Origin of the sequence: Klebsiella quasipneumoniae subsp. quasipneumoniae (assembly GCF_020525925.1) — a bacterium.
In the GTDB taxonomy this organism is placed as follows: Bacteria; Pseudomonadota; Gammaproteobacteria; order Enterobacterales; family Enterobacteriaceae; genus Klebsiella; species Klebsiella quasipneumoniae.
Genome location: NZ_CP084876.1, coordinates 2624277 through 2651063, shown reverse-complemented (window position 1 = coordinate 2651063; position 26787 = coordinate 2624277). Strand labels below are relative to the sequence as shown.

The 26787-nt window shown below is 51.0% G+C and carries 24 protein-coding genes; 15 read left to right on the top strand and 9 right to left on the bottom strand.

Annotation, left to right across the window (positions count from 1 at the left end; genetic code table 11):
- Positions 1-23 precede the first annotated feature (23 nt).
- The 4 genes from LGM20_RS12885 to LGM20_RS12870 all read right to left on the bottom strand — a co-directional run bounded on the left by LGM20_RS12885 (position 24) and on the right by LGM20_RS12870 (position 5504).
- Positions 24-467, bottom strand: a complete 444-nt coding sequence (locus LGM20_RS12885) for a PTS sugar transporter subunit IIA (RefSeq protein ID WP_032452832.1) — start codon at positions 465-467, stop codon at positions 24-26.
- Positions 457-1902: a sugar porter family MFS transporter gene (locus LGM20_RS12880; RefSeq protein ID WP_032452833.1), complete on the bottom strand. Its 1446-nt coding sequence runs from the start codon at positions 1900-1902 to the stop codon at positions 457-459. The genes LGM20_RS12885 and LGM20_RS12880 overlap by 11 nt, the downstream gene beginning before the upstream one ends.
- Before the next feature lie 723 nt (positions 1903-2625).
- Positions 2626-3954, bottom strand: coding sequence for a 6-phospho-alpha-glucosidase (locus tag LGM20_RS12875; protein ID WP_044523044.1), 1329 nt, complete (start codon positions 3952-3954; stop codon positions 2626-2628).
- Positions 3955-3965: 11 nt separating this feature from the next.
- The gene (locus LGM20_RS12870; protein WP_044523046.1) at positions 3966-5504 is read right to left on the bottom strand and encodes a PTS transporter subunit EIIC; all 1539 of its coding nucleotides are present in this window, start codon (positions 5502-5504) and stop codon (positions 3966-3968) included.
- Positions 5505-5771: 267 nt separating this feature from the next.
- Between LGM20_RS12870 and LGM20_RS12865 the strand changes: the two genes are divergently transcribed.
- Positions 5772-6470 carry a GntR family transcriptional regulator gene (locus LGM20_RS12865; protein WP_044523048.1) on the top strand — a complete coding sequence of 233 codons (699 nt, stop codon included), beginning with the start codon at positions 5772-5774 and terminating at the stop codon, positions 6468-6470.
- Here the strand turns inward: LGM20_RS12865 and LGM20_RS12860 are convergent.
- Positions 6467-7219 (bottom strand): sulfite exporter TauE/SafE family protein, encoded by a 753-nt coding sequence (locus tag LGM20_RS12860; RefSeq protein ID WP_044523184.1) that lies wholly within the window; start codon positions 7217-7219, stop codon positions 6467-6469. The two genes, LGM20_RS12865 and LGM20_RS12860, sit on opposite strands and share 4 nt — an antisense overlap.
- A 110-nt stretch (positions 7220-7329) precedes the next feature.
- Here LGM20_RS12860 and LGM20_RS12855 point away from each other — a divergent pair, with 110 nt between their 5' ends.
- Positions 7330-8214, top strand: a complete 885-nt coding sequence (locus LGM20_RS12855) for a LysR family transcriptional regulator (RefSeq protein WP_044523050.1) — start codon at positions 7330-7332, stop codon at positions 8212-8214.
- Positions 8215-8344: 130 nt separating this feature from the next.
- Positions 8345-9220 (top strand): NAD(P)-dependent oxidoreductase, encoded by an 876-nt coding sequence (locus LGM20_RS12850; RefSeq protein WP_044523052.1) that lies wholly within the window; start codon positions 8345-8347, stop codon positions 9218-9220.
- Positions 9221-9272: 52 nt separating this feature from the next.
- Here LGM20_RS12850 and LGM20_RS12845 read toward each other — a convergent pair whose 3' ends face one another.
- Positions 9273-10742, bottom strand: a complete 1470-nt coding sequence (locus LGM20_RS12845; protein WP_044523055.1) for an alpha/beta hydrolase — start codon at positions 10740-10742, stop codon at positions 9273-9275.
- Between the two features lie 272 nt (positions 10743-11014).
- Positions 11015-11977 (bottom strand): transcriptional regulator GcvA, encoded by a 963-nt coding sequence (gcvA, locus tag LGM20_RS12840; RefSeq protein WP_044523057.1) that lies wholly within the window; start codon positions 11975-11977, stop codon positions 11015-11017.
- Positions 11978-12214: 237 nt separating this feature from the next.
- Between gcvA and LGM20_RS12835 the strand changes: the two genes are divergently transcribed.
- The 12 genes from LGM20_RS12835 to LGM20_RS12780 all read left to right on the top strand — a co-directional run bounded on the left by LGM20_RS12835 (position 12215) and on the right by LGM20_RS12780 (position 23630).
- On the top strand, positions 12215-12496 hold the full coding sequence (locus LGM20_RS12835) for a hypothetical protein (protein WP_032452841.1): 282 nt from the start codon (positions 12215-12217) through the stop codon (positions 12494-12496).
- A 29-nt stretch (positions 12497-12525) separates the two neighbouring features.
- A complete protein-coding gene (locus LGM20_RS12830) occupies positions 12526-12864 on the top strand; it encodes a carboxymuconolactone decarboxylase family protein (protein ID WP_101990377.1) in 339 nt (112 codons plus the stop codon).
- A 52-nt stretch (positions 12865-12916) separates the two neighbouring features.
- Positions 12917-13591, top strand: coding sequence for a cupin domain-containing protein (locus LGM20_RS12825; protein ID WP_044523060.1), 675 nt, complete (start codon positions 12917-12919; stop codon positions 13589-13591).
- Positions 13588-14655 carry a flavin monoamine oxidase family protein gene (locus LGM20_RS12820; protein WP_044523063.1) on the top strand — a complete coding sequence of 356 codons (1068 nt, stop codon included), beginning with the start codon at positions 13588-13590 and terminating at the stop codon, positions 14653-14655. Before LGM20_RS12825 ends, LGM20_RS12820 begins: the two co-directional genes overlap by 4 nt.
- Before the next feature lie 3 nt (positions 14656-14658).
- Complete coding sequence (locus LGM20_RS12815) at positions 14659-15684, top strand: alcohol dehydrogenase catalytic domain-containing protein (protein WP_044523066.1); 1026 nt, start codon at positions 14659-14661, stop codon at positions 15682-15684.
- 455 nt (positions 15685-16139) lie between these two features.
- The gene (locus tag LGM20_RS12810) at positions 16140-17078 is read left to right on the top strand and encodes a LysR family transcriptional regulator (protein ID WP_044523072.1); all 939 of its coding nucleotides are present in this window, start codon (positions 16140-16142) and stop codon (positions 17076-17078) included.
- A gap of 364 nt (positions 17079-17442) precedes the next feature.
- Positions 17443-18723 (top strand): amino acid permease, encoded by a 1281-nt coding sequence (locus tag LGM20_RS12805; protein ID WP_044523077.1) that lies wholly within the window; start codon positions 17443-17445, stop codon positions 18721-18723.
- A gap of 189 nt (positions 18724-18912) precedes the next feature.
- On the top strand, positions 18913-20121 hold the full coding sequence (locus LGM20_RS12800; protein ID WP_044523079.1) for an aminotransferase-like domain-containing protein: 1209 nt from the start codon (positions 18913-18915) through the stop codon (positions 20119-20121).
- Positions 20122-20176: 55 nt separating this feature from the next.
- Positions 20177-21382 (top strand): cystathionine beta-lyase, encoded by a 1206-nt coding sequence (metC, locus tag LGM20_RS12795; RefSeq protein WP_075206815.1) that lies wholly within the window; start codon positions 20177-20179, stop codon positions 21380-21382.
- A gap of 79 nt (positions 21383-21461) precedes the next feature.
- Positions 21462-22382: a LysR family transcriptional regulator gene (locus LGM20_RS12790; RefSeq protein WP_044523082.1), complete on the top strand. Its 921-nt coding sequence runs from the start codon at positions 21462-21464 to the stop codon at positions 22380-22382.
- 63 nt (positions 22383-22445) lie between these two features.
- The gene (locus LGM20_RS12785; RefSeq protein WP_032452850.1) at positions 22446-22829 is read left to right on the top strand and encodes a RidA family protein; all 384 of its coding nucleotides are present in this window, start codon (positions 22446-22448) and stop codon (positions 22827-22829) included.
- Between the two features lie 285 nt (positions 22830-23114).
- Positions 23115-23630: a methyltransferase family protein gene (locus tag LGM20_RS12780; protein ID WP_224222688.1), complete on the top strand. Its 516-nt coding sequence runs from the start codon at positions 23115-23117 to the stop codon at positions 23628-23630.
- A gap of 402 nt (positions 23631-24032) precedes the next feature.
- On the opposite strand, the gene LGM20_RS12775 is transcribed toward LGM20_RS12780, so the two are convergent.
- Positions 24033-25340, bottom strand: a complete 1308-nt coding sequence (locus LGM20_RS12775) for an MFS transporter (RefSeq protein WP_044523085.1) — start codon at positions 25338-25340, stop codon at positions 24033-24035.
- A 101-nt stretch (positions 25341-25441) separates the two neighbouring features.
- On the bottom strand, positions 25442-26644 hold the full coding sequence (locus tag LGM20_RS12770) for an amidohydrolase (RefSeq protein ID WP_072013419.1): 1203 nt from the start codon (positions 26642-26644) through the stop codon (positions 25442-25444).
- Positions 26645-26787 lie beyond the last annotated feature (143 nt).

The window sequence follows — 26787 nt, the reverse complement described above, 5'->3', positions numbered from 1 at the left end:
CTGCGCCCCGGCCGGTGGCGCACTTAATGGGGCAGTGCGTTATGCTGGAGGATCTTCAGGAAGTCATTTTTGTCAGAGATTAATGACAGCGCATTCGCGATCAGCTCATCGCTGAATATCGAGGCAATTTCTTTGAGCACGTCAATATGCTCTTTCTCTTTCGCAATCACGCCAATGGCAATAAACATCACGTTGCCGCGATCCCAGATAACGCCATCAGGAAACTGAAAGATCTCAATCCCGGTTTTGAGGATGATATCCGTCGCTGATTTCGGCAGATGCGGCAGGGTGATGCCATTGCCCAAAAAAGTGGAAACCTGATGTTCACGCTCCAGCAGAAAGTGAACGCACTCCTGATTGACATAGCCTTTGGCTTTACACTCCGCGCCAATCATGGCGATGACTTCCGCTTTATTACTGGCCTTGCAGCCGATGTGCAGATTATCCAGCGTGATGTTATCGATCATAGCCAACCTCCCTGGTGAGACGAGTGGATTTTTTATCCTCATGATTCGCTGACAGCTCTGCTTCTAACTGCTCCAGCGATTTATTGGAGGTCTCCGGCAGGGCGAACACCACGAACAGAATCGCCAAATAGTTGATGGCCGCGAAGATGAAGAAGACCGGCCCCAGGCCCAGTTTCGCCTGCAGCAGCGGGAACAGGTAGCTGACTACCGCGTTCATGATCCACATGAAAAATACCGAGATCCCCATCGACAGTCCGCGGAATTTCAGCGGGAACAGCTCAGCTAATACCACCCAGGTGATAAAGCCCATCGAGCCCTGCATCACGCCGACGAACAGCGCGCCCAGCAGCCAGATAGCGGTGGCTTTCAGATCGCCCACCAGGGTGTAGTCGACCGCGGCGATAATCAGATGCAGCGTAGCCATAATGGCGAAGCCGTAGATGATGATCGTCTTACGTTTGAAGCGGTCGACAAGGAACAGCACGCCAATCAGCATACCGCCGACGGAGAAGACACCGTTCAGCACGTTACAGATCAGCGAGGTACGCTCTGAGAAGCCGGCGGCACTCAGGATTTCCGTACCGTAATACATAATGACGTTCACCCCGGTGGTTTGCTGCAGTGCGGCCCAGGTAATGCCCACCAGCAAAATTTTGAGGATCCATGGCGTTGTGAGGATAGTGGTGAAGGTGTTCTGAGTGCTGTACTTATTGCCGGCTTCAATTTTGATCAGGGTGGAGATGTCGTCATACTCTTTCTGTGCGCGTTCCGCCGGGCGGATCTGTTTGAGAATATGCAGCGCTTCTTCGTGGCGGTTTTTGCTGATCAGCCAGCGCGGACTTTCCGGCGCGCGCCACATACCAACAAACAGGCAGATAGCGGGGATCGCCTGCACCAACAGCATATAGCGCCAGACGTCCGGCAGATGGCCCCAGATGATGCCAATGATCGCGTTAATGGCAAACGCCGCCAGCTGGCCGATAACGATGGCGACTTCATTCAGGCCGGTCAGCTTGCCGCGCATCTCGGTGGGCGCCACTTCAGAAATAAAGGTCGGAGCGGTAACCGAGGCGCCGCCGACGGCGTAGCCCAGGAGGGCGCGGGCAATCAGCAGGGTGGTGATATCGGGAGCTGCGGCGGAAAGCAGGGCGCCGATGAGAAAGATAAAGGAGAGGAAGAGTAAGTATTTGCGCCGGCCGAAGTAGTCGGCAAACTTGCCGCCAAACACGCTGCCCAGCGCGGCGCCGACCAGCAGGACGCTCATCACCAGCCCTTCGGTGGTCGGGGTCAGCGCCATGTACTGCTTCAGTGAGGAAAAGGCGCCGTTGATAACGCCAGTGTCGTAACCGAAAAGCAGGCCGCCGAAGGTGGCCACTAAGGTGATCTGATGAAGTCGTTTTCTCTGTTGCTGGTTCAGGTTTGTTATAAATGACATGGTAGTCCCTTTATTTTGTTGAACGACACAAGATAAAAATACATCTCCCCAGTCAGGATTTATCACGCCTGTGTTGTCGTATCTAACTGAATTCAATGATTTTCTTCTTTGTGTAATTGCTCAGCACATGGCAGGGTACGCTAAGCAATGGCGGTCAAAGAGGTTTACGGCTTGGTGGTGATATGGATGTTGTCGATATCCGTTCTCCTTTTCGGGGTTAGCGGTCTTCAGTGCGTCGGCAGGACAGCGCCCTGGTGTGGCATGTTGCTGTCGTTCCGGCGATTTACTGTGATAAGAATATGGCACAAAGAAATGGAACGAGCATGCTACAAGATCACATTATGAAAATTTAATTTCAAATCAGTGTTGCAGGAAGGTAAATACATGAAGCCAATCACAATGGCATGCAGCGCGATACCCCCATGAAAAGGGGGTTAATTTTGCGAGTGAGTAATAATGATGTTGTTTTCAGTGGGTTAATGTAACTCAAAGAATACAACGCAGATCACATCTTTACGCCATAATATCGAAGAATAGAATTTATATTTCATTACTCCGATCAGGGAAAAGCGTGGCTGGCGACTCTGGGGCGTCGGTCTGGAGGGGGTAGCGCAGGCCATTGACGCGTCTGTGCGGAGGGAGGTTATGGGGCAGGCATCGCGGGACGGATGCCGCTGATAACCCTGCGGAGAGAAGGTCTCCCGGCAGGGTTGCGGCAAAAAATCAGTGCAGCGCGGGCCAGTAACCTTCGTTGGCGACGATCAGCTCATCGAGGATCGCTTTCGCCACCGCGGCGCTGGGCACCGTTTTCGACAGGGTGATGGCCTGCCACAGTTTCTGGTAGCTGCCCTCGATCCAGGCGTCAACCACCAGCTTCTCCACCGCCACCTGCTGCTCCATCAACCCTTTCTGGAACGAAGGGATTTTTCCCATCGCCAGCGGTTCCGGGCCGTTGACACCCACCAGGCAGGGGACTTCCACCATCGCCGTTTCGTCAAAGTTGGCGATTGCCCCGTTGTTCTCCACGATCAACAGCATCCGCTCCTGGGTGTTAAAGGCGATGGCGCAGGCGAGGTCGACGATGAAAGTGGCATGGGCCCCGGCGTGGAAATGCGCGCCTTCCGCGGTGCCGCGACGGGTGATCTCCCGGGCCATATCGAAGACCTCTTTTTCACGTCCGGCCATCACCTCGTTGGCCCGCGTAAAGTCCGGGTCAGAGTGCGCCACCTCGTAGTCAGGGTAGAGGTAGTATTTCAGGTAAGTGTTAGGCAGGGTCAGGGGATCAAGGGCAAACACATCCTTCACCTTTTTAAAGGTCTCGATCCAGCTCGGCGCCTTATGCTGAAAATCCTCTTTTGGGCTACTGTAACCCTGCTCCGCCACGTGACGCTTCAGCGCCGGCATCAGGTCGTTACCGGCTTTATCGGTGATGCTGGTCCACCAGCCAAAATGATTCAGGCCGTAGTAGCGGACGTTCAGTGCCTTGCGGGACGGCAGACCGAGGATGTCGGCAAACAGCCCCTCGATGGCCACCGGCATATCGCAGATGTTGATAATGCGCGCGTCGGGACGCAGGCGACGGGTCGCTTCCGCGACGATGGCCGCCGGGTTGGAGTAGTTGAGCATCCACGCCCCCGGGGCGTACTGCTGCATATAATCGACCAGCTCCAGTACGCCGGCAATCGAGCGCATACCGTAGGCGATCCCCCCCGGCCCACAGGTTTCCTGGCCCGGCACGCCATATTTCAGCGGGATCTTTTCATCCTTTTCCCGCATCTCATACAGGCCAACGCGAATATGCGCCATCACAAAATCAACGTCGGTGAAGGCCGCCTGCGGATCGGTGGTATAGCTGAACTTCACCTGCGGGAAGCGTTCAGCCACCAGAATGGCGCAGGCGTCGCCGATGGTCTTCTGACGCTCCTGATGGTTATCGTACAGACGGATCTCCCGCAGGGGAAAGCGCGCCATATTTTCCAGCAGCATCATGACAATCCCTGGCGTGTAGGTACTCCCGCCGCCGGCAATCGTGACCACAAAGTTATCTTTCATTTACCACCTCGTTATTCAGTTACACCCAGACTGGCGTTGACCGCCGTTCGAATTTTGTTAACCCCCAGGCCATAGATCACCTGGACATGATTGCCTTTAATCAGCACGCTGCTCCCGCCGCTCTCTTTCAACAGCGTCTGCTTGATGAGAGCAGGGTCGCGCACATCGACCCGCAGACGGGTAAAACAGTTTTCCACCGTACAAACATTCTCTTTACCGCCCAGCCCCGCAATCACCAGCGCGCCTTTGTCTGAATCGCCATGCGCCTGATCCGTCTGTGGGGAAGACGCCGCATCGGCAGCGGCTTCGCGCCCCGGGGTAAGCATTTGCAGGCGGGTAATGCAGAAGGTGCCGACCAGGTACATGGTGGCGGTTTCCAGCAGGCCGAGCAGGACAAATACCGGCCAGCGCGTCACGCTGGCGCCGGCGGGCAGGTTATAGACGACAAAATCGATAAGACCGTTTGTGGCGCAGACCCGCACGTGAAGCAGCCAGGCCAGCATCTGGAAGAAACCGTCCAGCAGTGAGTAGATAAGCCACAGCAGCGGGGCGGTGAAGATAAAGAGAAACTCAAACGGTTCGGTGATCCCCACCAGCACTGAGGTGACAATTAAGGGGATCAGCGTGACTTTGAGTCGCTGTTTATTCTCCGGTTTCGCCGTGCGGTAGAAGGCGAGCGCCATACCAGCGGTGCCAAAAATCTTCACCATCCCATAGGTTAAAAAGCGGGCGGAATCACTGAGCGCGTCAACGGGATGACGGGCGATTTCGGCGAGGAAAATGGGCTTGGCGCCAATGACGGTCTGGCCATCAATCAGCAGCTGACCGCCGATAGAGGTAAAGACGAACGGCGACCAGATCAGATGATGCAGCCCGGTGGGGATCAGGAAGCGGTTGAGAAAGCCGTACAGGAAGACCCCGATGGCGCCAAATGATTTCATAAAGCCGGTCAGCGCCGAGATGCCCAACTCCACCACCGGCCAGAGATAGACGGTGGCGATAGCAAACAGGCCCACCAGCGGCAGCATCACGATCAGCACCAGCTTGCTGTTGCCGTAGATCGACAGCGCGCCGCGAAATTCGATGCCGACCACGCGATTGTGAACAAAGGCGACAGCGCAGCCAAGGATAATACCGAGGAACACGCCCATATCGATAACCTGAAAACCGAAGATGTAGGTTTGTCCGCTGCCATACAGTTGCGCGTTGGTGGCCCCGGTCGCCAGGCGATGGGTCAGGGTCAGCCAGCTGTTGTTCGCCGCCAGGTAGACCAGCCAGGTCATGGCCGCCACGAAAGCGGCTTCGGCTTTGCGGGTTTTCGCCAGACCACTTGCCAGCCCGAGGCAGAACAGAAACCCGAGATTGTTCATCAGCGCCCAGAGCATGCTGGAGACGAATTTCCCTAACAAATAGATCCCGCTGCTTTCCTCCACCCACAGCCGGTTGGTGGTCATGCTGAACAGGGCGATCAACAGGCCGATAGCCGGCAGATACAGCACCGGCCCGATCATCGCCTTGGAAAAGTCCTGAAGCTTTTTCACGCCAATCATGGTTGTCCTCTCGTCTTCATAGCCCGCTGTCATCACCTGATCAATAGGCTTATCAGACTAGGAGCAGACCACCGGGATCCCGAGCAGGAAAAAGGCCATCTGTGACGAAAGTCATATATATTGTTGCAGGAGAGATATATAAATATAGCCATTTTTATAGATGAGTTAACGTCTAATCTCTTGCGTAAAAGTTAACTATTATCTGTAAATACAATGCGTTATTTGTCGTTCTTTTCCACACCCTCCATCTCAACGAGACATCTAAAAGTGATTTATAAAAAGATTGCCAGCGAACTGAAGGCCCGTATCAACAGCGACGACTACGCCGTCGGGGATATGCTGCCCAGCGAAAAAGCGCTGGCTGCGGAGCTGCAGGTCTCGGTGATGACGCTGCGCAAAGCGCTGGCGCTACTGGAGGAGGAAAAGCTGATCGCCCGGCGGCACGGCAGCGGAACCTGCATTATGCGTAAGAGTAACTATCATGGCGGCGAGCTGGAGGGGTTTAACTACCAGATGCAGGTGGTGGGGGTCACCAACTACCGTAATAAGGTCATTGAGTTCACCTTGCTTGACGCCCCGCCGGCCATTGCCCAGCAGTTAAAGATCCAGCCGGGAGAGAAAGTCTACTACGTCAGGCGGCTGCGCCTGATTGATGAGGTCCCGATCCTGGTGGAGAACAGCTACATTCCGTACGCCGCTTTTCCGTGGCTCAGCGTGGGTAACCTTGAGCAGTCTAAGTTCAACTATTTCAAAAAAGAGTGCCATATCACCATTATCGAGAGCCACCGCAGCTATACGCCGGTGCTGGCGACCCGCGAGCAGGCGGAGCTGCTGCAGGTGGCGCCTAACAGCCTCCTGCTACGGGTGCAGTCTGTCAGCTACGCCCAGAACCGGACGATCGTTGATTTCTCAGAAATCTACCAGAACACCAGTAAATACAATGTGAAGCACATTACCCGCCGCTAGGCCGATCCCCCCAGCAGCCCCCGGAGGACAAGTTCCAGCCCCAGCGCCAGCAGGAACAACAGAAAGCCCTGACGAAAGCGCTGCGGGCTGAGACGCGAGCGGATCCGCTGTCCCAGCCACATGCCGAGCAGCGCGGGCAACAGCGCCAGCGTCGACAGCAGCAGCGACTCTGCGCGCCAGCCAGCGTGCAGGGAGAGGCCGGCCGCCATCGCCAGAGTGGAGAGGGTGAACGACAGTCCCAGGGCCTGGACCAGCTCGTCGCGACGAAAGCCCAGCGCCTGCAGCCAGGGCACCGCCGGAATAACGAATACCCCGGTCGCCCCGGTGATCAGTCCGGTCAGTCCGCCCATCAGCGGCGACAGGCGCTTTTCCACGCGGGCGGAAACCTGCACCGCCGGACCACGGAGCGCGTATCCGGCATAAGCTATCAGCACGACGCCCAGCGCCAGCGACGACCACCGCGGGTTCAGGTGGATGAGCAGTGACGATCCCGCCAGCGTGCCGATAATCATCCCGGTCATCATTAACCAGAGGCGACGCACAATCTGCGCTAGCGCGGGGCCTGCCAGCAGTTGCCAGAGATTGGTTAACAGCGAGGGGAGCACCAGCAGGGCCGCCGCGGCCGGTGGCGGCATCAGCAGGCCAAGCAGGCCCATCGCCACGGTGGGCAGTCCCATGCCGGTCACCCCTTTGACCAGCCCGGCGGCGATAAAGATCAGCAGTAAACAGAGAGTGTGAAGATCAAACATCATGGCTCACTTATCGGCTCAGAGAAGGGCATTGAAACAGCTGGTCGCCGGGTGGACAATGCGGTATGTTGCCCACAGGCTACGGTAAAACCGAAGGGAAAGGAGGGCTTATGCGACTGGATCTCGCCGATCTGCGACTGTTTATCGCCATCGTGGATAGCGGCAGCATTACCGGCGGGGCGGCGGCGGCCCATCTGGCGCTGGCCTCCGCCAGCGAAAGGCTGCGCAAAATGGAAGCGGAGGTCGGTGTGCCGCTGCTGCACCGTCATGCCCGGGGGGTGACAACGACCGAGGCCGGGGAGGTGCTGGCGCGCCATGCCCGTCCGTTGTTAGAGCAGCAGCGGCGTCTGCGCCAGGCGATGCACGCCTTCGTCCGCGGTCAGCAGGGCACGCTGCGCCTGTTTGCCAATACCTCGGCGATGTCGGCTTTTCTGCCGGGCAAGCTCGCCGCGTGGATGGCCGCGCATCCCGGGATACAGATCGACACCGAAGAGCGCACCAGCGCGGATATTGTCAGCAGCATTCTGGCTGGCGTGGCGCAGGCCGGGGTGGTGTCCGATGCGGTCGACCCCGGGCCGTTGCGCCTGGAGCCCGTCGCTGAGGATCCCCTGGTGCTGATCGTGCCGCCGGCCCATGCCTTGAGTGACGCCGCCGAGGTGGCTTTCGCAACGATCATCCATGAGCCGCTGGTCGCGCTCTATCAGACCAGCGCGCTGCAGCAGCATATCGAAGAGCAGGCCGCCGGAGTCGGCCAGGCGCTGAACGTCCGCATCAGGATGAGCCATTTTGAAGGGCTTTGCGAGATGGTGGCTCACGGCGCCGGCGGGGCGATCCTGCCGCGCGTTATTGCCGAACGCTACCTGCCACGCTACCGGTTCGCCGTTATCACATTGCAGGATCGCTGGGCGCTGCGTCGGCTGTGCCTGTGCTATCAGGATGACGAACGCCTGTCGCCAGCGATGCGCCGCTTGCTGGAGTGGCTCCGCCAGCCCTGAGCCGTGATAAATGTGGCTATCATATAGTGACAGTGTCACTTTATATGGCGGTTATTGCTACTGACATCCGTGCCAGAGATGCGATAGTAGACGTCCGCCATTTATTAACACGCGAATCAGGACAGACAAGATGAGTACATTACCAAAAGTCGCGGTGCTGGGACTCGGCGCCATGGGACACGCTTTTGCCAGCAATCTGCTGAAGAAGGGCTTTACCGTCGCGGGCTGGAACCGTTCGCCAGCGCGCGGCGAGGATTTACAGGCGCAGGGATTATCCCTGCACGCCACGCCGCAGCAGGCGGTGGCCGATGCCGAGGTGATCATCAGTATGCTCGCCGATGGTCAGGCTACCCTGCAGGTACTGGCGCAAATAGCGCCTGCCTGTCAGCCGCAGGCGATCTATTGCCAGATGGGCACCATCGGCCTGGCGGAGACCCAGGAGGCTATTGCCTTGTTGCGGGAGCGTCAGCCGGCGATGACCTTCGTCGATGCCCCGGTTTCAGGGACCAAAGCCCCGGCGGAGAAGGCGCAGATCCTGGTGCTCGCCAGCGGAGATCGTGAAAAGTGTGGCCCGGCGGAACAGGTATTTGCCGCTATCTCACGTGGGACGCAGTGGTTTGGCGAGGCGGGCAACAGCCAGAAAATGAAGCTGGTCCTCAATGCCTGGCTGATTGCGATGATGCAGGGCATCGCGGAAAGCGCACAGCTGGCGAAGACGCTGGGCTTTACCCCCGACCAGCTGTGGAGCGCCCTGGAGGGCGGCCCGCTGGCGGCGCCCTATGTCAAAGTCAAACTGGACGCCATCGCCAATGAGCAATTCGCGCCGCAGATGCAGCTGGCGCATGCGCTGAAAGATGCCCGGCTGGCCTTGTCCCTGTCCGAGCCGCACACCATGCCGGGACTGGATAACATCGCCGAACTGTGGCAGCAGGCGGCGGATGCGGGATTTGCCGGGCAGGACCTGTCCTCGATATATCAGTGGCTGTCGACGTCGGCGAAAGCATAGTGTAGCACCCTCAGGAAAAAGTGGCCTCGGCGGCCACTTATCCAGAGGGGAGTTATTTTCCGGAGAGCGCCGGGCGAGTGTCGATCCCTTCGTCAATGCGCTTGATCATATAGGGAAAGAACGGATTGGAAGACTGGCGCATCAGCGAGTCCAGACCCACAACCAGCACAGAACGCTCACCGCGAGCTGCAAACGTGCCGAGGCTGATCCCGTATTGATTCAGCGGATGGGGATAGCGCCCGTACAGCGAATCGCTCAAGGGGAAGGGGAGCGCGACATGAGAAAGAGAGTAGACGTCCGGTAAATAGTGCATTCCCTGCAGCTTTTCCACCATGGTGTCTGTTTTCCCGGCGCGGGTGGTGCGAATTTCCATCTCTGTACTGGCGGAATTGGCGTTAGTGATGATCGTGGTTTGATAAGCCCGCGGCGCCGCGGGCAGCAACCGCGCCAGCGCGGTGTAAGACGTCCGGCGTAATAATGAATTAAACCTGACCGCATGATTTAAATCGAAGAGGACAATTTCACTGCCATTATCCGGCAAGCGGTTATACAGCGCCGTCACGATCGCCCGCGTACTGACCGTTGAATCCACAACGGACTGAAAGGTCAATACCGGCGGTAAGCTGTTAAGCCTATGATTTCTCGAATCCGTCACTATCTGCTTTTGCAGCGCTTTGGTCAGCAGAAACGACTGACGCGCGGCATTCGTCGGGAAGGAGTTATATTTAAACGGATTAAACTCAGGCATGATGTTTAACCATGCGGCTTTCGAGAAGGCGGGAAGAAACGCGGGCCAGCCCGCGAGGCCGGAAAAGCGCGCGAAGCGGGTAATACCGATCATCGGAGAAATCAGGATCACCCGCTGGGGTTTTGCCAGTCCGGCATTATCCAGCGCGTCCAGCGAATACTTCATTGCCAGCGCGCCGCCGTTGGAAAATCCGACGATATGCAGGGGCGCATCATGACTCGTCAGTCGTTTCGCTTCTCTCACCGCCAGGCGCGTGGCGGCCAGCCAGTCCTGCCAGTCCACGTCGGTCAGCCCGGCGGGTACCGTCCCGTGGCCCGGTAACCTGATACCGATGGCGACATAACCCTGTTGCCGGTAATTTTCGGCGATATGCCGCAGACTGTAGGGTGTATCCGTCAGACCATGCAGCAACACCACAGCGCCTTTCGGTTTGCCATCCGGCATCATAATGTATGACCGATTCCAGTTGGTGGGAAACGAGTCCGGATAGATGGGGCTGTGACTGTAGTAACGATTCAGTTCGGTTTGCTGTTCAGCGTTCAGCTTATCGGAAACCTGGCGTTTTACCTCACCGAAGAGCGCATTCTCTTTGTTGAGGTAATCGTTCCAGTCAGCATCGTCGATTTCATCCGCGCCCATCTCATGCGGAACCCAGGTATGCCAGAGCTGCAGATCGGGCCCGCGCTGTATGTCATAAACGCGTAGTCCCAGAGCGCCAACAATCAACAGCAGCAGGGACAACACGATACGTTTTAACCAGGTTACCCATTTCAACGCGTGGCTTCCTTTCTTAATGACCTGTTTTCTGAGTATAAATAATCATGGTCAGGGAAGGTTTACTTTTTACGTAAGCGTGAAGATGAAAACAAACTCTGTGAGTTCGTAGCATGATTTGCATGTTCCATGCAGCAGACATGGTATTCAAAGCGCGACGAAGATTTGTATTAATGGTAAAGGATGCTTCCTCCCATGGCTGCATTCAATATTGGCCCCCTTGAGCGCGACTGATACCCAGTATTCAAGGCCGTAGCGGGAGCGAGCAGAACTTACGCTGAATCGCTCTTGCTGGGGAGGTTTCCGGGATTTACGGTGTTATTAAACGCGTGAGCTTGCTCAATTATCCACTTACGAAAATTGGCAATTTTCGGCAGGCTTTCACACCCTGGCCTGTAGACCAGATAATAAGACAGCGGGCTTGTCAGAGAAACGTCCGGACATAAGCGAAGAAGGCGCCCGCTTTTGATGTCATCATCAACCATTATGCTCCTCGCCAGCGCGATGCCGTGACCATCAATAGCTGCCTGAAGTACCGCGGCGGAGTTATTTATTCGCAGGCCGGGTTTACGGGCTATCGACTGGACGTTAAAGCGCCGTAACCAGCGATCCCAGGTGATAAAATCCTGGTGTTGCTCCATCGACAGATCGTGAATAAGCGTCTGCTCAGTGACCCCCGTCAGACAGTTAATCGCTGGATTCACTGCCATAAGAGAGGGGGCGCATACTGGGAAAACCTCCTCAGACATTAAGCGTTCTGCCTCTAATCCTTCCCATTGCCCCAGACCATAGCGAATACCTACGTCTATACCCTGTGCGGTAAAATCCATTAACTTCAGGCTGGTTTCCAGGCGCACGTCAATATCAGGCCATTTATGCTGGAAATCTTCAATACGTGGTAATAACCACTTAGCCGCAAAGGCAGGGCTGACGGTTACGTTCAGAATACCGTTTGTCGCGCCCTCCCGCAGGAGCGTCATCCCCAGGTTCAGGCTTTGAAAACCCATGCGTATATCGGGGAGCGCACGCAGCGCAGGCTCTGTTAAAACGAGGGCGGCACGACGATTATTGCTACGATGAAACAGCGGAAAACCGACCACTTCTTCAAGTGAACGTACCAGCTGTCCGACGGCTGCCGGGGTGACATTTAACTCCTCGGCTGCAAGAGAAAAGCTCTGGTGGCGCGCACTGGCTTCAAAGGCACGTAATGCATTGAGATGAACGGGTGTTTTCATACCTGATAGAAAACCTTCTTACAAAACCAAGATTATCTCATTTGTTCATGAGGGTATTGCTTAACATAATGCAGAAACGGTGAGGGTTACAAAATAAATTATTGTACCCCCAACACTTAGTGGCGACTTTATGCGCAAAGCTTTTCTTTGCAATGGGCAAGCGAGTGTCACCGTAACGAAGTATGGCCTGAGGCTATCTTTATGACTTCCGCGAATAAATGAATTAAGGAGTTTTCAATGGCTTATTTGCAGATCAACCTGGATATCAGCGAAAAGAACAGAGCAGCAGCTGCAGCGGTATATCAAAAATACAAAGCACCATTCCTCTCAACGATCGACGGCGCTGTTTCAAAAGAACTGTTGGTACGTGCCGAAGATGTGCAAGTTCTGCATGGTTTCCACACGGTTAAACAGGCTGAAGCGTATCTCGGATCTCAGTTATTTACCGCGGATGTGGTTGAGGCACTCAAACCCTATTTGAACCGCGCGCCTGACGTGCGTATCTACGACCTTGCCTGATAACGCATTATAAAACGGAGGTAGCAGTGATGGTTCACTGGACTGAAATGCGCAAAGAACTACGGGCAGCGATCGGAGAATTCGCAGGTTTGCAACCCGATGTGATGCAAGGCATCGATAAGATGCAAAATGCGGCTGTCGCAACAGGCCACCTGGACGCGAAAACTCATGAGCTGATCGCGCTTGCCGTGGCGGTCACGACCCGGTGTGATGGATGTCTGTCCGTCCATGCTGAAGCTGCTGCAAAACAGGGGGCAACGCGCGAAGAGATCGCTGAGGCGCTTGGTGTGGCAATCACACTAAACACGGGCGCCGCGCTGGTCTATTCCAGCCGAGCACTTGACGCCTTCGACAACCTGCCTAAGTAAAAATAGTCGCGGCTTCCGTGTGGGGCCGCCTTACACATACCCTGGAAAATGCATGTTAATAAACCACGATTTCACCCAGCGCGTTACCGTTTCCTGTGATGATTACCACTGGGTTCACTCCCCTCAGACAGGGATTGATCGGGTTATGTTGGATCGTATCGGTGGTGAGCAGGCCCGCGCCACCAGCGTGGTTCGTTATTTGCCTCTTACAGTATTCCCGCAACATCAACATCCCGGTGGAGAAGAGATCCTGGTTCTGCAGGGTCAATTCTCAGAAGGTAACCGCGATTATCCCACCGGCTGGTATTTGCGTAACCCACCGGGTTCTTCCCATCAACCTCACAGCAAAAACGGCACGCTGTTGTTCGTTAAGCTTGGCCAGATGACAACCCAGGAAACTGTTCCGTTACGTATCGATACCCGTGCGCCTGAAAATTGGCTTGCGGACGGCGGAATGTCTGTTTGTCCGTTATTTGAGAGTGCACAAGAACGTGTTTGTCTGCTGCGTAATCATGCTGGTGCGCTACTGGTGGACCCTGCACTGAAGGGAGGGGCAGAGTTGTTCATCGTGGAAGGAAGCATGATAGAAGGCAACCGCATTCATGCGAAGGGGAGCTGGATACGCATCCCGTCCGGGCAGGGAATGGCGTTTACTGCCGGGATCGACAACACCCTGGTGTATCTCAAAAAAGGCCATCTCGACGTTAAGCAGGTAACAGTACCATGATGAATGCTGAGGTCATCATTGTGGGAGGGGGGCTCAGCGGGTTATACGCGGCCAGATTGCTGGAAAAAGCGGGTATTGACTACGCACTTCTCGAAGGTCGTGAGCGTATGGGGGGGCGTATCTTACAGGCGAATGCCGCTGAGGCAGATTTAGGCGCGACCTGGTTCTGGCCAACGATACAACCTGCATTGAAGCAGTTATTCAGAGAACTGAACATTGAGTCATTCAGTCACCAGGAGAGGGGGGACATGCTTTTTGAGCGTCCCAAAGATGCCCCTTCTCGCCATCCTGGATTTGTCTCTTCGCCTGCAGCCGCCCGTGTAAGTGGTGGGATGTCACGACTGCCCAATGTATTACTGGCGGAGTTAAAGCCTGGGCGCATTCAGACCGGACTGCAGGTTAAACACATCGAACAGCAAAATGGCACCCTGAACGTTTGCGGAACTTATGCCGATGGACGCCCGTTTAGCCGGCAGGCGCAACATGTACTGTTGGCATTGCCCCCTATGTTGGCTGCAGGGATCAATTTTTTCCCCGCGCTACCCACAACGTTATTGCACGCATGGCGTAACACCGGAACCTGGATGGCGCCCCATGCAAAGTATGTCGCTGTGTATCCCGATAATTTCTGGAAAAGGAAGGGACTATCCGGGGAGGTAAGAAGCAACATTGGGCCTATGGTTGAAATTCACGATGTTTCAGAACCTGACAGGATGTTTGCGTTATTCGGGTTTATTGGCGTGCCTTTTCACGAGCGTCATAAGATAGGTGACGCGGTCCTGAGAGATTTATGCAGAAACCAGTTGATAAGACTGTTTGGCGAGGAAGCCGCCTATCCCCATGCTGAATTTCTTAAAGACTGGGCGGCAGATCCCTTTACCTCCACCTCGCGCGATCTAACCCTACCCGCAGGTCATTCTGTACCACCCGCCAGCGCAAATCACGGTCCGTGGCGTAACTGTCTTACCGGTATCGCGAGCGAATGGTCCACCGTCTTTCCTGGCTATCTGGCAGGGGCGATTGATGCCGCTGCGGCAGGCGTACAACACATAATCGAGAAATAAAAGATGAAGCAAACTTATAAAGCAATGCAGGTTTCTCGTCCTGGTCAACTGGAATACGTGGAAAAAGAACTCCCGGATCCCGGCCCAGGCGAAGTGCTGATAAAAGTGGAAGCCTGTGGAATTTGCGGAGCGGATTCTGGCGTCGTTGAAGGTCTGGAAAAGCGTGTTGAGTATCCTCGCGTACCGGGTCATGAAGTGGTCGGTACGATCTGCAAAACATCGGGGCCGCTCCCTGCCTGGCTCAAACCTGGTCAACGTGTCGGCGTTGGGCGACTAGGTGGTCATTGCAACGCTTGCGAGCAATGCCGTCTTGGTCACTTTAATCTCTGTCAAAATCAACCGGTTACTGGCAGCACAAGAGACGGGGGGTATGCAGAATACATGCTGGCGCGTGAGACGGGACTGGTCGCTATACCGGATGACTTGTCCTCCGTCGACGCCGCACCATTACTTTGTGCGGGAGTAGCGACCTTTAATGCCTTAAAAAAATCTCAAGCGCAGGCTGGCGATACGGTTGTTGTTCAGGGGATCGGGGGGTTAGGACATTTAGCTTTGCAATATGCACGCAAAATGGGTTTTCGCGTTATCGCCGTTGGCAGGGGCGATGATATTGCACGAGAAGTCATTGCGCTCGGAGCCCATCACTACGTCGATACCAACATCGAAGAGGCTGTTGAAGCCATTAAGGCGTTGGGCGGCGCCAAAATTATTTTGTCGACCATCACTGACAGCCACGCCGTTTCCACTCTGCTACCCGCGCTGCTTCCCCAGGGAAGGCTGATGGTCGTTGGTGTGGGTAAAGCGCCACTGAGCTTTGCCCCGGGTCTCATGGTCGGGCGGGAGTTACAGATAAACGGCGCCATGACCGGGACGGCAATTGAATTAGAAAAAACGCTTCATTTCAGCCTGCTGGCAGCTGTGCGCGCGCAGATTGAAACGCGTTCTCTGGCACAAGCACAAGAGGCGTATGAAAAAATGCGTAGCGGAAAGGCGTCTTTTCGCATGGTTCTCACCATGGGACATCGTTGAATACCTACCTGTGTTGACCGATCTATCCTCCATAAACGTTAATGTCGACGCCGCAGTCATTGCGTCACTGAAAAGTCTCTTCGGTGAAGCCAAAACAGTTGAGACCGTGGCTGCTTACAAGGTGGTTTCGCGTTTTCTGGTGGCGCTGGATATCTAGCGTCACCATCCTCTCTCTTTCCACTATCTATCGGGACCGTCGTTCATGCTGGCCGGTATCCTGGTGGTTATCCCTACACCTACTGGCGCTGTGACGTCTTCCCGGGCCTTGAGATCTGCAGCGGGTCTGAAAGCATAACCGTACGAATGCTATCCGGGCCTGCTGCCTGGATGGCTTTGTTAAAAGAAAAACTATATTAGCCAGGAAGTTTATCTGCTTGGTATGACCTCGGTTTCCATTTCATACTGCTTCATAGTGAGATTATCAAACGCCACAGGCATGACGGTTGAAAAGAACGATGACCATTCCATTGACGATCAAACAAATTGAAATGCTGGTAAAAATAAGTGAAGGGAAGGGGCTGTCAGAAGCGGCGCGCTTGCTTAATTTATCGCCCTCCGCCGTGAGTAAGGGGCTGGCGGTAATGGAAGAAAACCTGGGCGTTCCGCTGATCCAAAGAACAACCCGTTCATTTCAGTTGACTGAAGCCGGGGAGTACTTCGTTTCCAGAGCTTCGGAACTGCTCAAAGAGTTCGACGATATCATTAACACGACCTGTGGCTATTTCAACCAGCCACACGGGGCCTTGAAGGTCACCAGTTCTGTGGCGTTTGGCTACGCACATTTGATTGATATTTTCGAAGAATATCGTAAGAAAAATCATAATGTCGAACTTATACTGGAACTTGACGATCACCTGACGAACCTGAACGAAAACAATGTTGATATCGCATTGAGGGTTACCGCCACGCCCCCGCAGAACTATGCCGCCAGAAAACTTTCAAAAATCAGCTGGCTATACTGCGCTTCCCCTGATTATCTTGCACGGATGGGCTCCCCGACTAAACGTGCCGAGCTTGCAAGCCATGAGTGCCTGATCTATCCAGGATTAACGCCGCCCTTGCGCTATAACGATATCGTATCCCCGCATCCGCAGTGCGCGATAAAACCCCGAACGCCGGTTCAAGCCAACAGCAGCCTGTTGCTCTTGAAGGCGGCTCTTTCAGGGCAGGGTATTGCCTGGCTTCCCTCTTATCTCATCAGCCAGCACATCGATGCAGGGGAGCTTGTTCCTTTAAAGCTTGATGGTAAATACGCTTACCCGACGCATAGCCTCTATGCACTCTATTTCCCCAGCAAGTTTCGTAATCCAAAAGTAAGATCCTTTATTGATTTTTTGGTGGAAGAAAACCAGCCATGGAATCACTGGGAAAAAGCGATAGATAATTTGCTCTAATAGGTAAAAATCAACGTGCGTCAGATCACAATAATTAGCCGTGGCGAAATTATAAATATAAGAAAAAGCTATAACATCGATCACACTTTAAGATAAAAGGAGTTATATTTTGTGGTGCATATCATATTGTGCTGAAATAAATTTGATGTGAATAAAAGTATAAACTGTTTTCTCTAATATTCATTAGCCACCCTTTGTATGCTGTGTAAAGCTTCATGCATTCAATCAAAGATATCTATCAGGTATTTGATTGAAATATCGTCAGGGACTTGTAGGTTGCTGGATTAAATGTAGACAAGTCATTCCAGTATGTAATTAAAACATGCAAAACTTTGTGTTTTTGTTAAGTCTATTGGGGACTCCTATGACCGTAGGAATTAATACTGAAGCAATTAATAATAAGAATATTCCCTTTACCATGTATGATTTAGGGTGGGTGGTGCTTTGCATCGGAGCTGCCATAGGTTCCGGAATCGTCTTTTTCCCGTTACAGGTTGGATTGAAAGGGGTGTGGGTCTTTGCCCTGGCCGTTATCCTGGGCTATCCGGCAGTTTATTACATGCAGAAGCTATTCATCGAAACGATGGCGCGCAGCGATGAGCAAGATTCCTATCTGAGTATCATCACCAGCTACGTTGGCAGTCGCTGGGGCGTGCTGCTTGGCGCGCTTTACTCCTTCACCATGCTGAAGTCGATGGTGGAGTATGCTCTTGCCATTACCAACGACAGCGCCTCGTATCTGAAAACCTTTGGGCTTACTAACCAGACGCTGTCCGAACACTGGTGGTGGTCTCTGCTGTTAATCGCCGGGCTCTCGCTGGTCGCGTCGAAAGGAGAAAAGCTGCTCTTCAAAGTCTCAGGCAGCATGATCGCCGTAAAGCTGGTGATCATCGTAGCGATTGGTTTCGTGGTGATCCCCTTCTGGGATCTGAGCAATATTGGTGCATTCCCAACCGTTAGCCACCTTGTCGTAGGTACGTTCCCGACGCTTCCGTTCGCTATCTTCTCCATTATGTTTGTTGGGATACTAAATCCGATGAACATCGCCTACAAAAAACGTGAAGAAGATAAGGACGTGGCAAAGTATAAAATTTTACGCGTACATAAAGTGGCTTATTTAGTTCTGGTCGCTACCGTGCTGTTGTTTGTCATGTCCATCGTACTCTCTATCAGTGAAGCCGATGCGCTACGAGCCTATCAGGACAATATCTCGGCCCTGGCTCTGGCCGCTAAGGTCATTCCTGGTGCCGCGGTCAAGTATATGAGCGTTGTTCTCAATGTGTTTTCCATCGTGACGGCGTTCCTGGCGCTCTATCTGGCCGTACATGAATCTTTCGTAGGTCTGATCAAAGTCACTGTTGAAAAAATGGTTAAGCCTCAGGCAAACAACAGCAAGGCGATTTCAGTTACCGCTTTTGTCATGGTTGTACTGGTGCTGTGGTTGATCGTGCTAACGAACTTTCCCATTCTGAAGGTGTTCGTGTTTGGTGGCGTGACTTACGGTCTTATAAGCTGCATCATTCCCGGTTTTATTATTCTTAAAAATGACAAGTTTTCTGACCTGCGTGGCGTCTCGGTTTACTATGTGATTTTAATCGGCATGCTCATGTGCATCGGTCCTTTTGTCATGTTATTTTCGCAATAAGTATTACCTATACAACTTGCACCTTACTGCAACCTTGATATTTGCATTGCGTAATCATTAGTCCTGTTGTGGGTCATCATTAATTCAATTCATGTTGACCCACAAATAAAAGTGCCAGCGAAAAAATAATTATCATCGCTGCGTACCTGTGATATTAAAAGCGTTATATAAAAAAGGTGAGGAGCGGAGATGTCGCGCAATAAAATCGCAAAAAAGTTACAAAACCTTCAATCATCTGCAATTAGAGAACTACTGAAACACAGCAAAATGGACGGTGTTATTTCCCTGGGCGGCGGAATACCAGATCCAAACTTGTTTGATCGGGAAGGCTTACAGATTGCTATGGATAATATCCTGACCCATGGTTGGAAAGACGCGTTTCAGTATGGATTGAGTGAGGGTCATTCTGAACTGCGGGCAGCCATCTGCCAGATCATGCGTGACCGGGGAATTCACTGCAGCGTAGAGGATGTCGTTGTGACCTCTGGCTCGCAGCAATCTCTGGATATTCTTGCTCGGGCACTGATTAATCCTGGCGATGTAGTGGTGTTAGAACGGCCTACTTACCTGGCGGCACTGCAGGTATTTCAGCTTGCTGAAGCGAACCTGATGTCGGTAGGAACTGATGCTCAGGGCATGATTGTCGATGAGCTGGAAACGCTGCTTCTAACGACTCGGATAAAAGCAGTGTATATCGTACCCACGTTTGGTAATCCCGGCGGCGTTACCCTCGCGGAGCAACGGCGTAAACAGCTGGTGGAACTCTCGCTACGCTACGATTTTATCATCATCGAAGACGACCCTTACGGCGAAATCAATTTTACGGATACGTCATTCATTCCGCTCAGAGCATGGTCTGCGGAAAGGGGTAACAGTGATAACGTTGTTTACACATCAACCTTTTCGAAGATCCTCGCGCCAGGCGCTCGGGTAGGGTGGCTGGTGCTACCGGATTGGCTCAAAAGAGGGGTTGTCAACATCAAGCAAACCACAGATTTACATACAAGTTCTCTCTCGCAGTCACTTACCTACCACTATTTAAGCAGTGGCCGCTTGCCGGGACAGATCGCACTCATCCGAAAGGCTTATGAGCGCAAATGTCGAGTTCTAAGCCACCATTTGTTGAACGAACTAGGTGACCACATCACGTTCCATCAGCCGATGGGCGGTATGTTTTTATGGGCAAAGTTTAAATATGAGATGAATACCACGCAGTGGCTTCAGAAAACATTGCGCAACGGCGTGGTGTACGTGCCTGGTGAATTTTTCTACTGCGAAGAACCGGATCATTCCACCCTACGAATGTCGTATGTCAGCGCCACAGAAGAAAGCCTTAAAGAAGCGGTAAAACGCCTAAAAACCGCGCTTAATGAGTTGTCCTCTCCAGTTATCCCGTGAGAGGTAATAGGCCATAAATAAGACAGTAAGAGTTGTAATCAGAGGAATAGTAATAATGTCTAATCATAGTTTTGATAACCAGATATCACCAGAAACGTATCTATGTCATGGTCCGTTCGATCCCGAAGTATTTGGTGGTGTGGTTAACCCGCCTGTATATCACGCCTCAACGGTCATCTTCAAAAACTGCAAAGAGCTCAACGAGCGCCACCAGGCGCTGTTTGAAGATGCGGAAGATGAAGTGATGTATTATGGTCGATTTGGAACGCCTATCACCTTCGCCGTGCAGAAAGCCCTGGCCGAACTGGAGGGGGGGTACCGATCTTTACTGGTGCCTACTGGACTTGCAGCCTGCACAAGTGCGTTACTGGCTCTGGTTAAAAATGGCGATCATATCCTGGTCAGTAGTAGCGTTTACGGCCCGACGCGTGGATTCGTCAATAATGTGCTGGCCAAAATGGGCGTTTCGGCAACCTTTTTCGATCCGACTATTGGCGATCGCATTGCTGAACTGTTCCAGGAAAACACGACCGTAGTGTTTACAGAATCTCCTGGCTCCCAAACTTTCGATATCCAGGATATTCCGGCAATAACTCGCGTGGCGCATGCCCACAACGCTAAAGTTATTATTGATAATACCTGGGCGACACCGCTGTTTTTCAAGCCATTTGAGCACGGTGTGGATGTCTCCGTGCATGCTGCCACTAAATATATCGTTGGACATTCTGACGCGCAGATGGGGTTGATCACCACAAATAAAGAAACCTGGCTTGCCATTCGTCGCTTTATCTATCTCTTTGGTCTGCATGCTGCGCCGGATGATGTTTATCTCGCACAGCGCGGATTGCGTACTATGTCTTTGCGTCTTGGACGCCATCAGGATTCAGCGCTTAAAATTGCTAAATGGTTTGAGGAACGTGAAGAAGTGGAGCAGGTGCTACATCCGGCATTACCTTCCTGTCCGGGTCACGAAATTTGGAAACGTGACTTCACCGGTTCCAGCGGTTTGTTTAGCGTGGTGCTTAAACCTCACTATTCAAAAGAGTCCGTGGAGAAGTTTATTGATAGCCTGGAGTATTTCGGCATCGGTTTTTCGTGGGGCGGTTTTGAAAGCCTGGCTATTCCGTTTAACCCGCGTAAAGATCGTCCGGAATATCACTGGCCGTACGAAGGGCACTCCTTCCGTTTACAGATCGGCTTAGAAGATCCCGTAGATTTAGTAAAAGACCTGGATCGGGCGCTACGTCATCTAAAGGCGTAAGAACCAGGAAAAGCGCCAGTCAGGCTGGCGCTTGTTATACTAGCGCTATGACAAAACGTTGTGATTAACGGAAGCAGTAATGGATATTCCGATAGACCTTAAGCACTTACAAACTCTTTTAGCATTGCGTAAAACAGGAAGCCTGACGCGCGCGGCAGCAGCTATGCAACTGACTCAATCGGCATTATCGCACCAGATCAAACAGCTCGAAGAGCACTATAGCGTTTCTCTGTTTATGCGAAAAACATCGCCCGTAAAGTTTACCCTGGCGGGTGAGCGTCTGTTACAGCTTGCTGAAACCGTGCTTGATGCAATGGAGGAAACCAACAGGGATCTTTATAAGTTAGCGCTCGGAAAACAGGGCGCGCTCCGGATAACCCTAGAGTGTCACACCTGTTATGGCTGGTTACTACCGGTGATGGATGAGTTTCGTAAGAAATGGTCTGAGGTTGAAATTGATATTTTGCCTGGTTTTCAGCCAGATCCAGTGGGTCTTTTGTTGCAAAACAGAGCTGATGTTGCCATCGTGGATGAAACCGAGCAGACAGACCTGGTGAGTTATAGCTCCTTATTTAAATATGAAATGGTTGCTATTTTGGCAAATGAACATCCTTTAACGCGAAAGCCCTGGCTTGAAGCGGAGGACTTCCGTGGTGAATCGCTCATCACCTACGCAGTACCGGATGAACGTATCGATCTTTGTCGAAAAGTCCTTAAACCTGCCGGCATTCCAATAAGGAGGAAAACAACAGAGCTCACCATGGCTATCATTCAACAGGTTGCCTGCCAGCGGGGTATTGCCGCATTGCCTATCTGGGCAGTATCAGAATATCTTGATAAAAAATACGTCACAGCAAAGTCAATTACAGAAAATAAACTAATTTCAGAAATTTGGCTTGCTACACTTACAGAAAACATCAATAAGGACTATATCACTGACTTTATTAACTTTACCCGACAGCACTGCTTACGCTTGCTAACTGAAATCCAAACAACGTAATAATGATGTAAATCAGATTTTTTTGCGCGAGAAGACGGCATTTTTTATTTTCAGGAGATAAAGATGAAAAAAATTATTAATACCAAAGCAGCTCCAGCAGCCATTGGACCTTATTCTCAAGGGGTGTCATTTGGTAATTTGGTGATGACTTCAGGCCAGCTACCTCTGGATCCATCAACAATGAAATTTCCCGAAGGAGGAGTAAGGGAACAGACTCGTCAATCATTATTGAATGTAAAAGCCGTTTTGGAGCAATCAGGCGCCTCGCTGGATACTGTGCTTAAAACCACTTGTTTTCTCGCAAAGATGGAGGATTTTGCAGTATTTAATGAAGTATACACCGAATTTTTTGGCGACTCAGGAGCGCCAGCACGTTCATGCATTCAGGCCGGCAAATTACCAAAAGAAGCCTTAGTTGAAATCGAGGCTATCGCGTATATTAGGTAATACAACAGGAGGCAAAGTGGATAGACGCTGTAAAAACAGGTGCACTATTTTTGCTTTGGCCTCCGTGTTTCTTTCCTGGATTGACGATATTGAATTTATTTACTACATGTAAAATAAGAAGACAGAAATAATATTTGTTTTAATCCTGTTAACTGAAGAAGTTGAATGATGAGGGCATAACTGCGTAGGCAAGGACCAGGGGCGGGCACGCGTCAATGAGTGAGAAAATCAGTGTTAATTTTGACTCGCTCCTGAATCCACAGCAGCAGGGATAACATGTTTAGAATGAAAGATATTGCAAGAAAGGGGCTGGCACCGCCGGTGCTTTTACTACTATGTTTACTGGTCAATATGTGGGCGCGTTGGCCTGTACTTATGCATATTGATGAGATATTCACCGTATCATGGAGAGTATGCACCGCCCTGGTCACTGGAGGCATTAGTCTTGGCCTGTCTCTGACGGGACTGGTAACGTTGATGAGCAATCACACAACCCTCAATGCATTACATCCGGAACGAACCAGTACGCTGGTGACCAGAGGATGTTTTCGTTTTTCCCGTAACCCCGTGTACCTTGGATTTATAGGGATACATATCGCTTTGGCCCTATTGTTAAGTAGTGTAGCTGGTTTAATGATTACCCCGCTTCTCATTTTACTGCTGAGCAACTTGCATATACAGGTTGAAGAGGCTGGCATGCAAGAACTGTTTGGCCGACAATGGGAAGAATATTGTAATAATACCCCTCGCTGGTTCTCTCTGGCAGCATTATATGCAGTTATTAGGGGGCGCGCCAAGTGATCGCAAACCGTTTTATTCATCATTCTGTAATTTGTGAATGGTCTTCATTTCACACATATCACGTATAATCCTTTCATTACATAATGTTTGCCAGTCAATCGCGATATGGAGTATCGTTCCCGTGGCCTGAGATTGCAACTTTATCAGTCCAACGAAGGGAGACAGTCTTCTATCATGACCTGGCACCCGGTGATTTTATCTCTGAATACGTTTAAAGATGAAAGACGAGCTATATGCACACATTAAATTTATGAAAGAAAATGTTATGGCGCGTAAATCTAAAACCAGATATGGCTATATTTAATCTCGCGTTATATTACTATGCTTTCTCGCAGAACAATGGCGACACGTGAGTGTCGCCATTGTTAATATCAAAACAATGAATAGCGCTTACTTTAAAAATTAATTTCTGCGGCGGCTAAATAATAATGAAAACAAACCGCCAAGTATCACTATCCCAACCAGGAGATACATAACAACGTAGAAGTTATGAGTAACACTCAGAATAAAACCAATTAATACAGGTGATAATGCACCAAAACCAACGGCCATGCCATTTAAAGCCCCCGCAGCTGCAGACATCGCTTCTGCAGGAACCATTGATTGCAAAAGGGTAAACACACAGGGCAGCTGCATTGAGGAGGCACCGATACCGAAAGAGATCACGATGGCAGCGAAAACATTATTAGTTATATTCACTCCAATCAGGATGCTTGCAGCACACAACATGGCGGAGGCAAACATTACCATGCCTTTCCTGTCAGTTTTGTCGACAATGAACCCAGCGAGCACTTTGAACAAAAGTCCAAATATAAAAGGAAGCGCTGACATCCAACCGACATTTGCCCATGAAAAACCGCGCTCGGTATTTAAATATGTTGGAAGCCAAGTTACGACACCCCATGACAGCATGGAGTTAGATGAAAAAACAGCCAATAAAATCCAAAAATTAAAATTGCACAGATATACTTTGGCACGTTCAATAACTGAAATTTTTTCACTGCTATTTTTATGTAAAACTTCCTCCGTGGTGCTTTTATTGATTGTTTTGAGTTCAAGATCGTTTACATATTTATTCTCCTGTGGGAAGTTTGATGTAAAAAAATAGATTAGAACAATGGGTAACAAGGTTAACGAAAATGAAAAATAAAAAGTATGACGCCAGGAATGCTCAGCTATGATCCAGGTATAAAGAGGCATGGCTAGTGCAGGAGCGAGGGACTGCCCTAAGATCCATGCCGTATTTGCTCGACCTCGTTCTCCAGCAGGGAACCAATTTTTTATGATTGTATTTTGCATCGGGTAGTAAAGACCTTCACCAATACCTAGCAAAATTCTGGTTCCTAATAATATAGCAAAGAAACTTGACATCCCCCCAACCAAAAGTGACAGGCTTATCACCACATAAGCGATAAGCATGACTCTTCGAGGGCCAATATAATCTCCTATAGGGCTTAAAAAAACATTAGCAATCCCGTAACTCGCTAAGAATAAAGACATCAACAAGCCAACTAATATTGGTTTGTCATTAAGATGCATTTCGTTTAAAAAATGTGTATTCGCTGCAATAATAGAAATATTGACACGGTCAAGATATATAATCGATAAGCTAATGAATAAAATCCCTAACACAAAAAAACGCTGTCGGGTAGGTTTTTGTACATGCTCTAAAATTGTGACACTTTGGGGCAAATCAGTATCATTTTTCATTTATTAATCCTTATGATTATTATAGGGCGATAAATTATGATTTTCCTGATATTTGGAGAGAGCAGATTTTACCTGTTAGGACTTTACGGGCGAAATGACAGCTAACTATGTGTAACCTCTGTAATAAACCATTGACGTGCCAGTTTTTCCCAAAAGAGAGCACCTAATTCGAGGTTTTTATCATTGAAGTCATATGATGTACTATGAAGATCCCCTTGAGAAAGTGCATCATTACCATTCCCAATCCATCCATATGCGCCAGGTACTTCCTGGAGCATAAAACCAAAATCTTCGGCGGTCATCGCTGGAAGAACATTATCATGCGTATTATTTTCACCAACAATTTCCCGCATCATTTTAGCCATAAATCGAGCTTCTTTGGGATGATTGTTTGTATTTGGATAACCACCTTCTTTTATAATTACCTCAGCATGTGCGCCATGTGCTTCTGCTATGCTGATGGCAATGTGCTGCATATTATCCAAAATTAATGATTGCGCTTCGTTTGTTAAGGTACGGCATGTACCCATAATTTTTGCTTCAGAAGGGATTATATTCGGAGAACTGCCTGCCTCAATTTTTCCAATAGTCAACACGGCGGCGTCCAGAGGATTCATCCGACGTGATATTAAAGTCTGTAGATGTGTTACAATAAAGCAGGCGATCGGCACAGGATCAATAGTTGACTGGGGGAGAGCCGCGTGTCCACCTTTTCCAAAAACGGTGATCTCAAAGGTGACTCCCGATGCCATTATTGGGCCAATTTTTGTCCCCATCTGTCCTTGCGGAAGGTGAGGCCAGTTATGCAAAGCAAATACGGCCTGACAAGGAAAGAGCTTAAACAGCCCTTCGTTCATCATAACGCGTGCCCCGGCGCCGCCTTCTTCCCCTGGCTGAAAAATCAGATGAATGGTCCCATCAAAATCTCGATTAGCTGAAAGCAGTTCGGCTGCGCCAAGTAACATAGCGGTGTGCCCGTCATGTCCGCATCCATGCATACATCCTTTACGCTTACTAGCATGCATGAATTTATTCGCTTCTTCTAATGGCAGGGCATCAATATCTGCTCTTATACCTAATGCTGGTCCAGGATCATTAGCGCTACGATTTTTACCGTATATACTGCCAACAATACCCGTAGAAGCTAGCCCTCGCGTGTAGGGGATATCCAGATCCGCAAGAAAATCTGCGATTTTATCGGATGTCCGTTGCTCCATAAATTTTAATTCTGGATGCATATGTAAATCATGCCTAAATTCTGTGAGCCTCTTCACATTAAGAGTTGTTATATTGTTATCTGACATGAGAAATCTCTTTTTAGTTAGTGTTAACCCCCGAAAAGGTAACAAATATTTTATCTTTATTGATCTAATTCACATAAAATCAATCTTCTCAAACTACCTTAGTGAATTCCTGCCCGAAAAATACTTGCTTGAATTCATTCTAC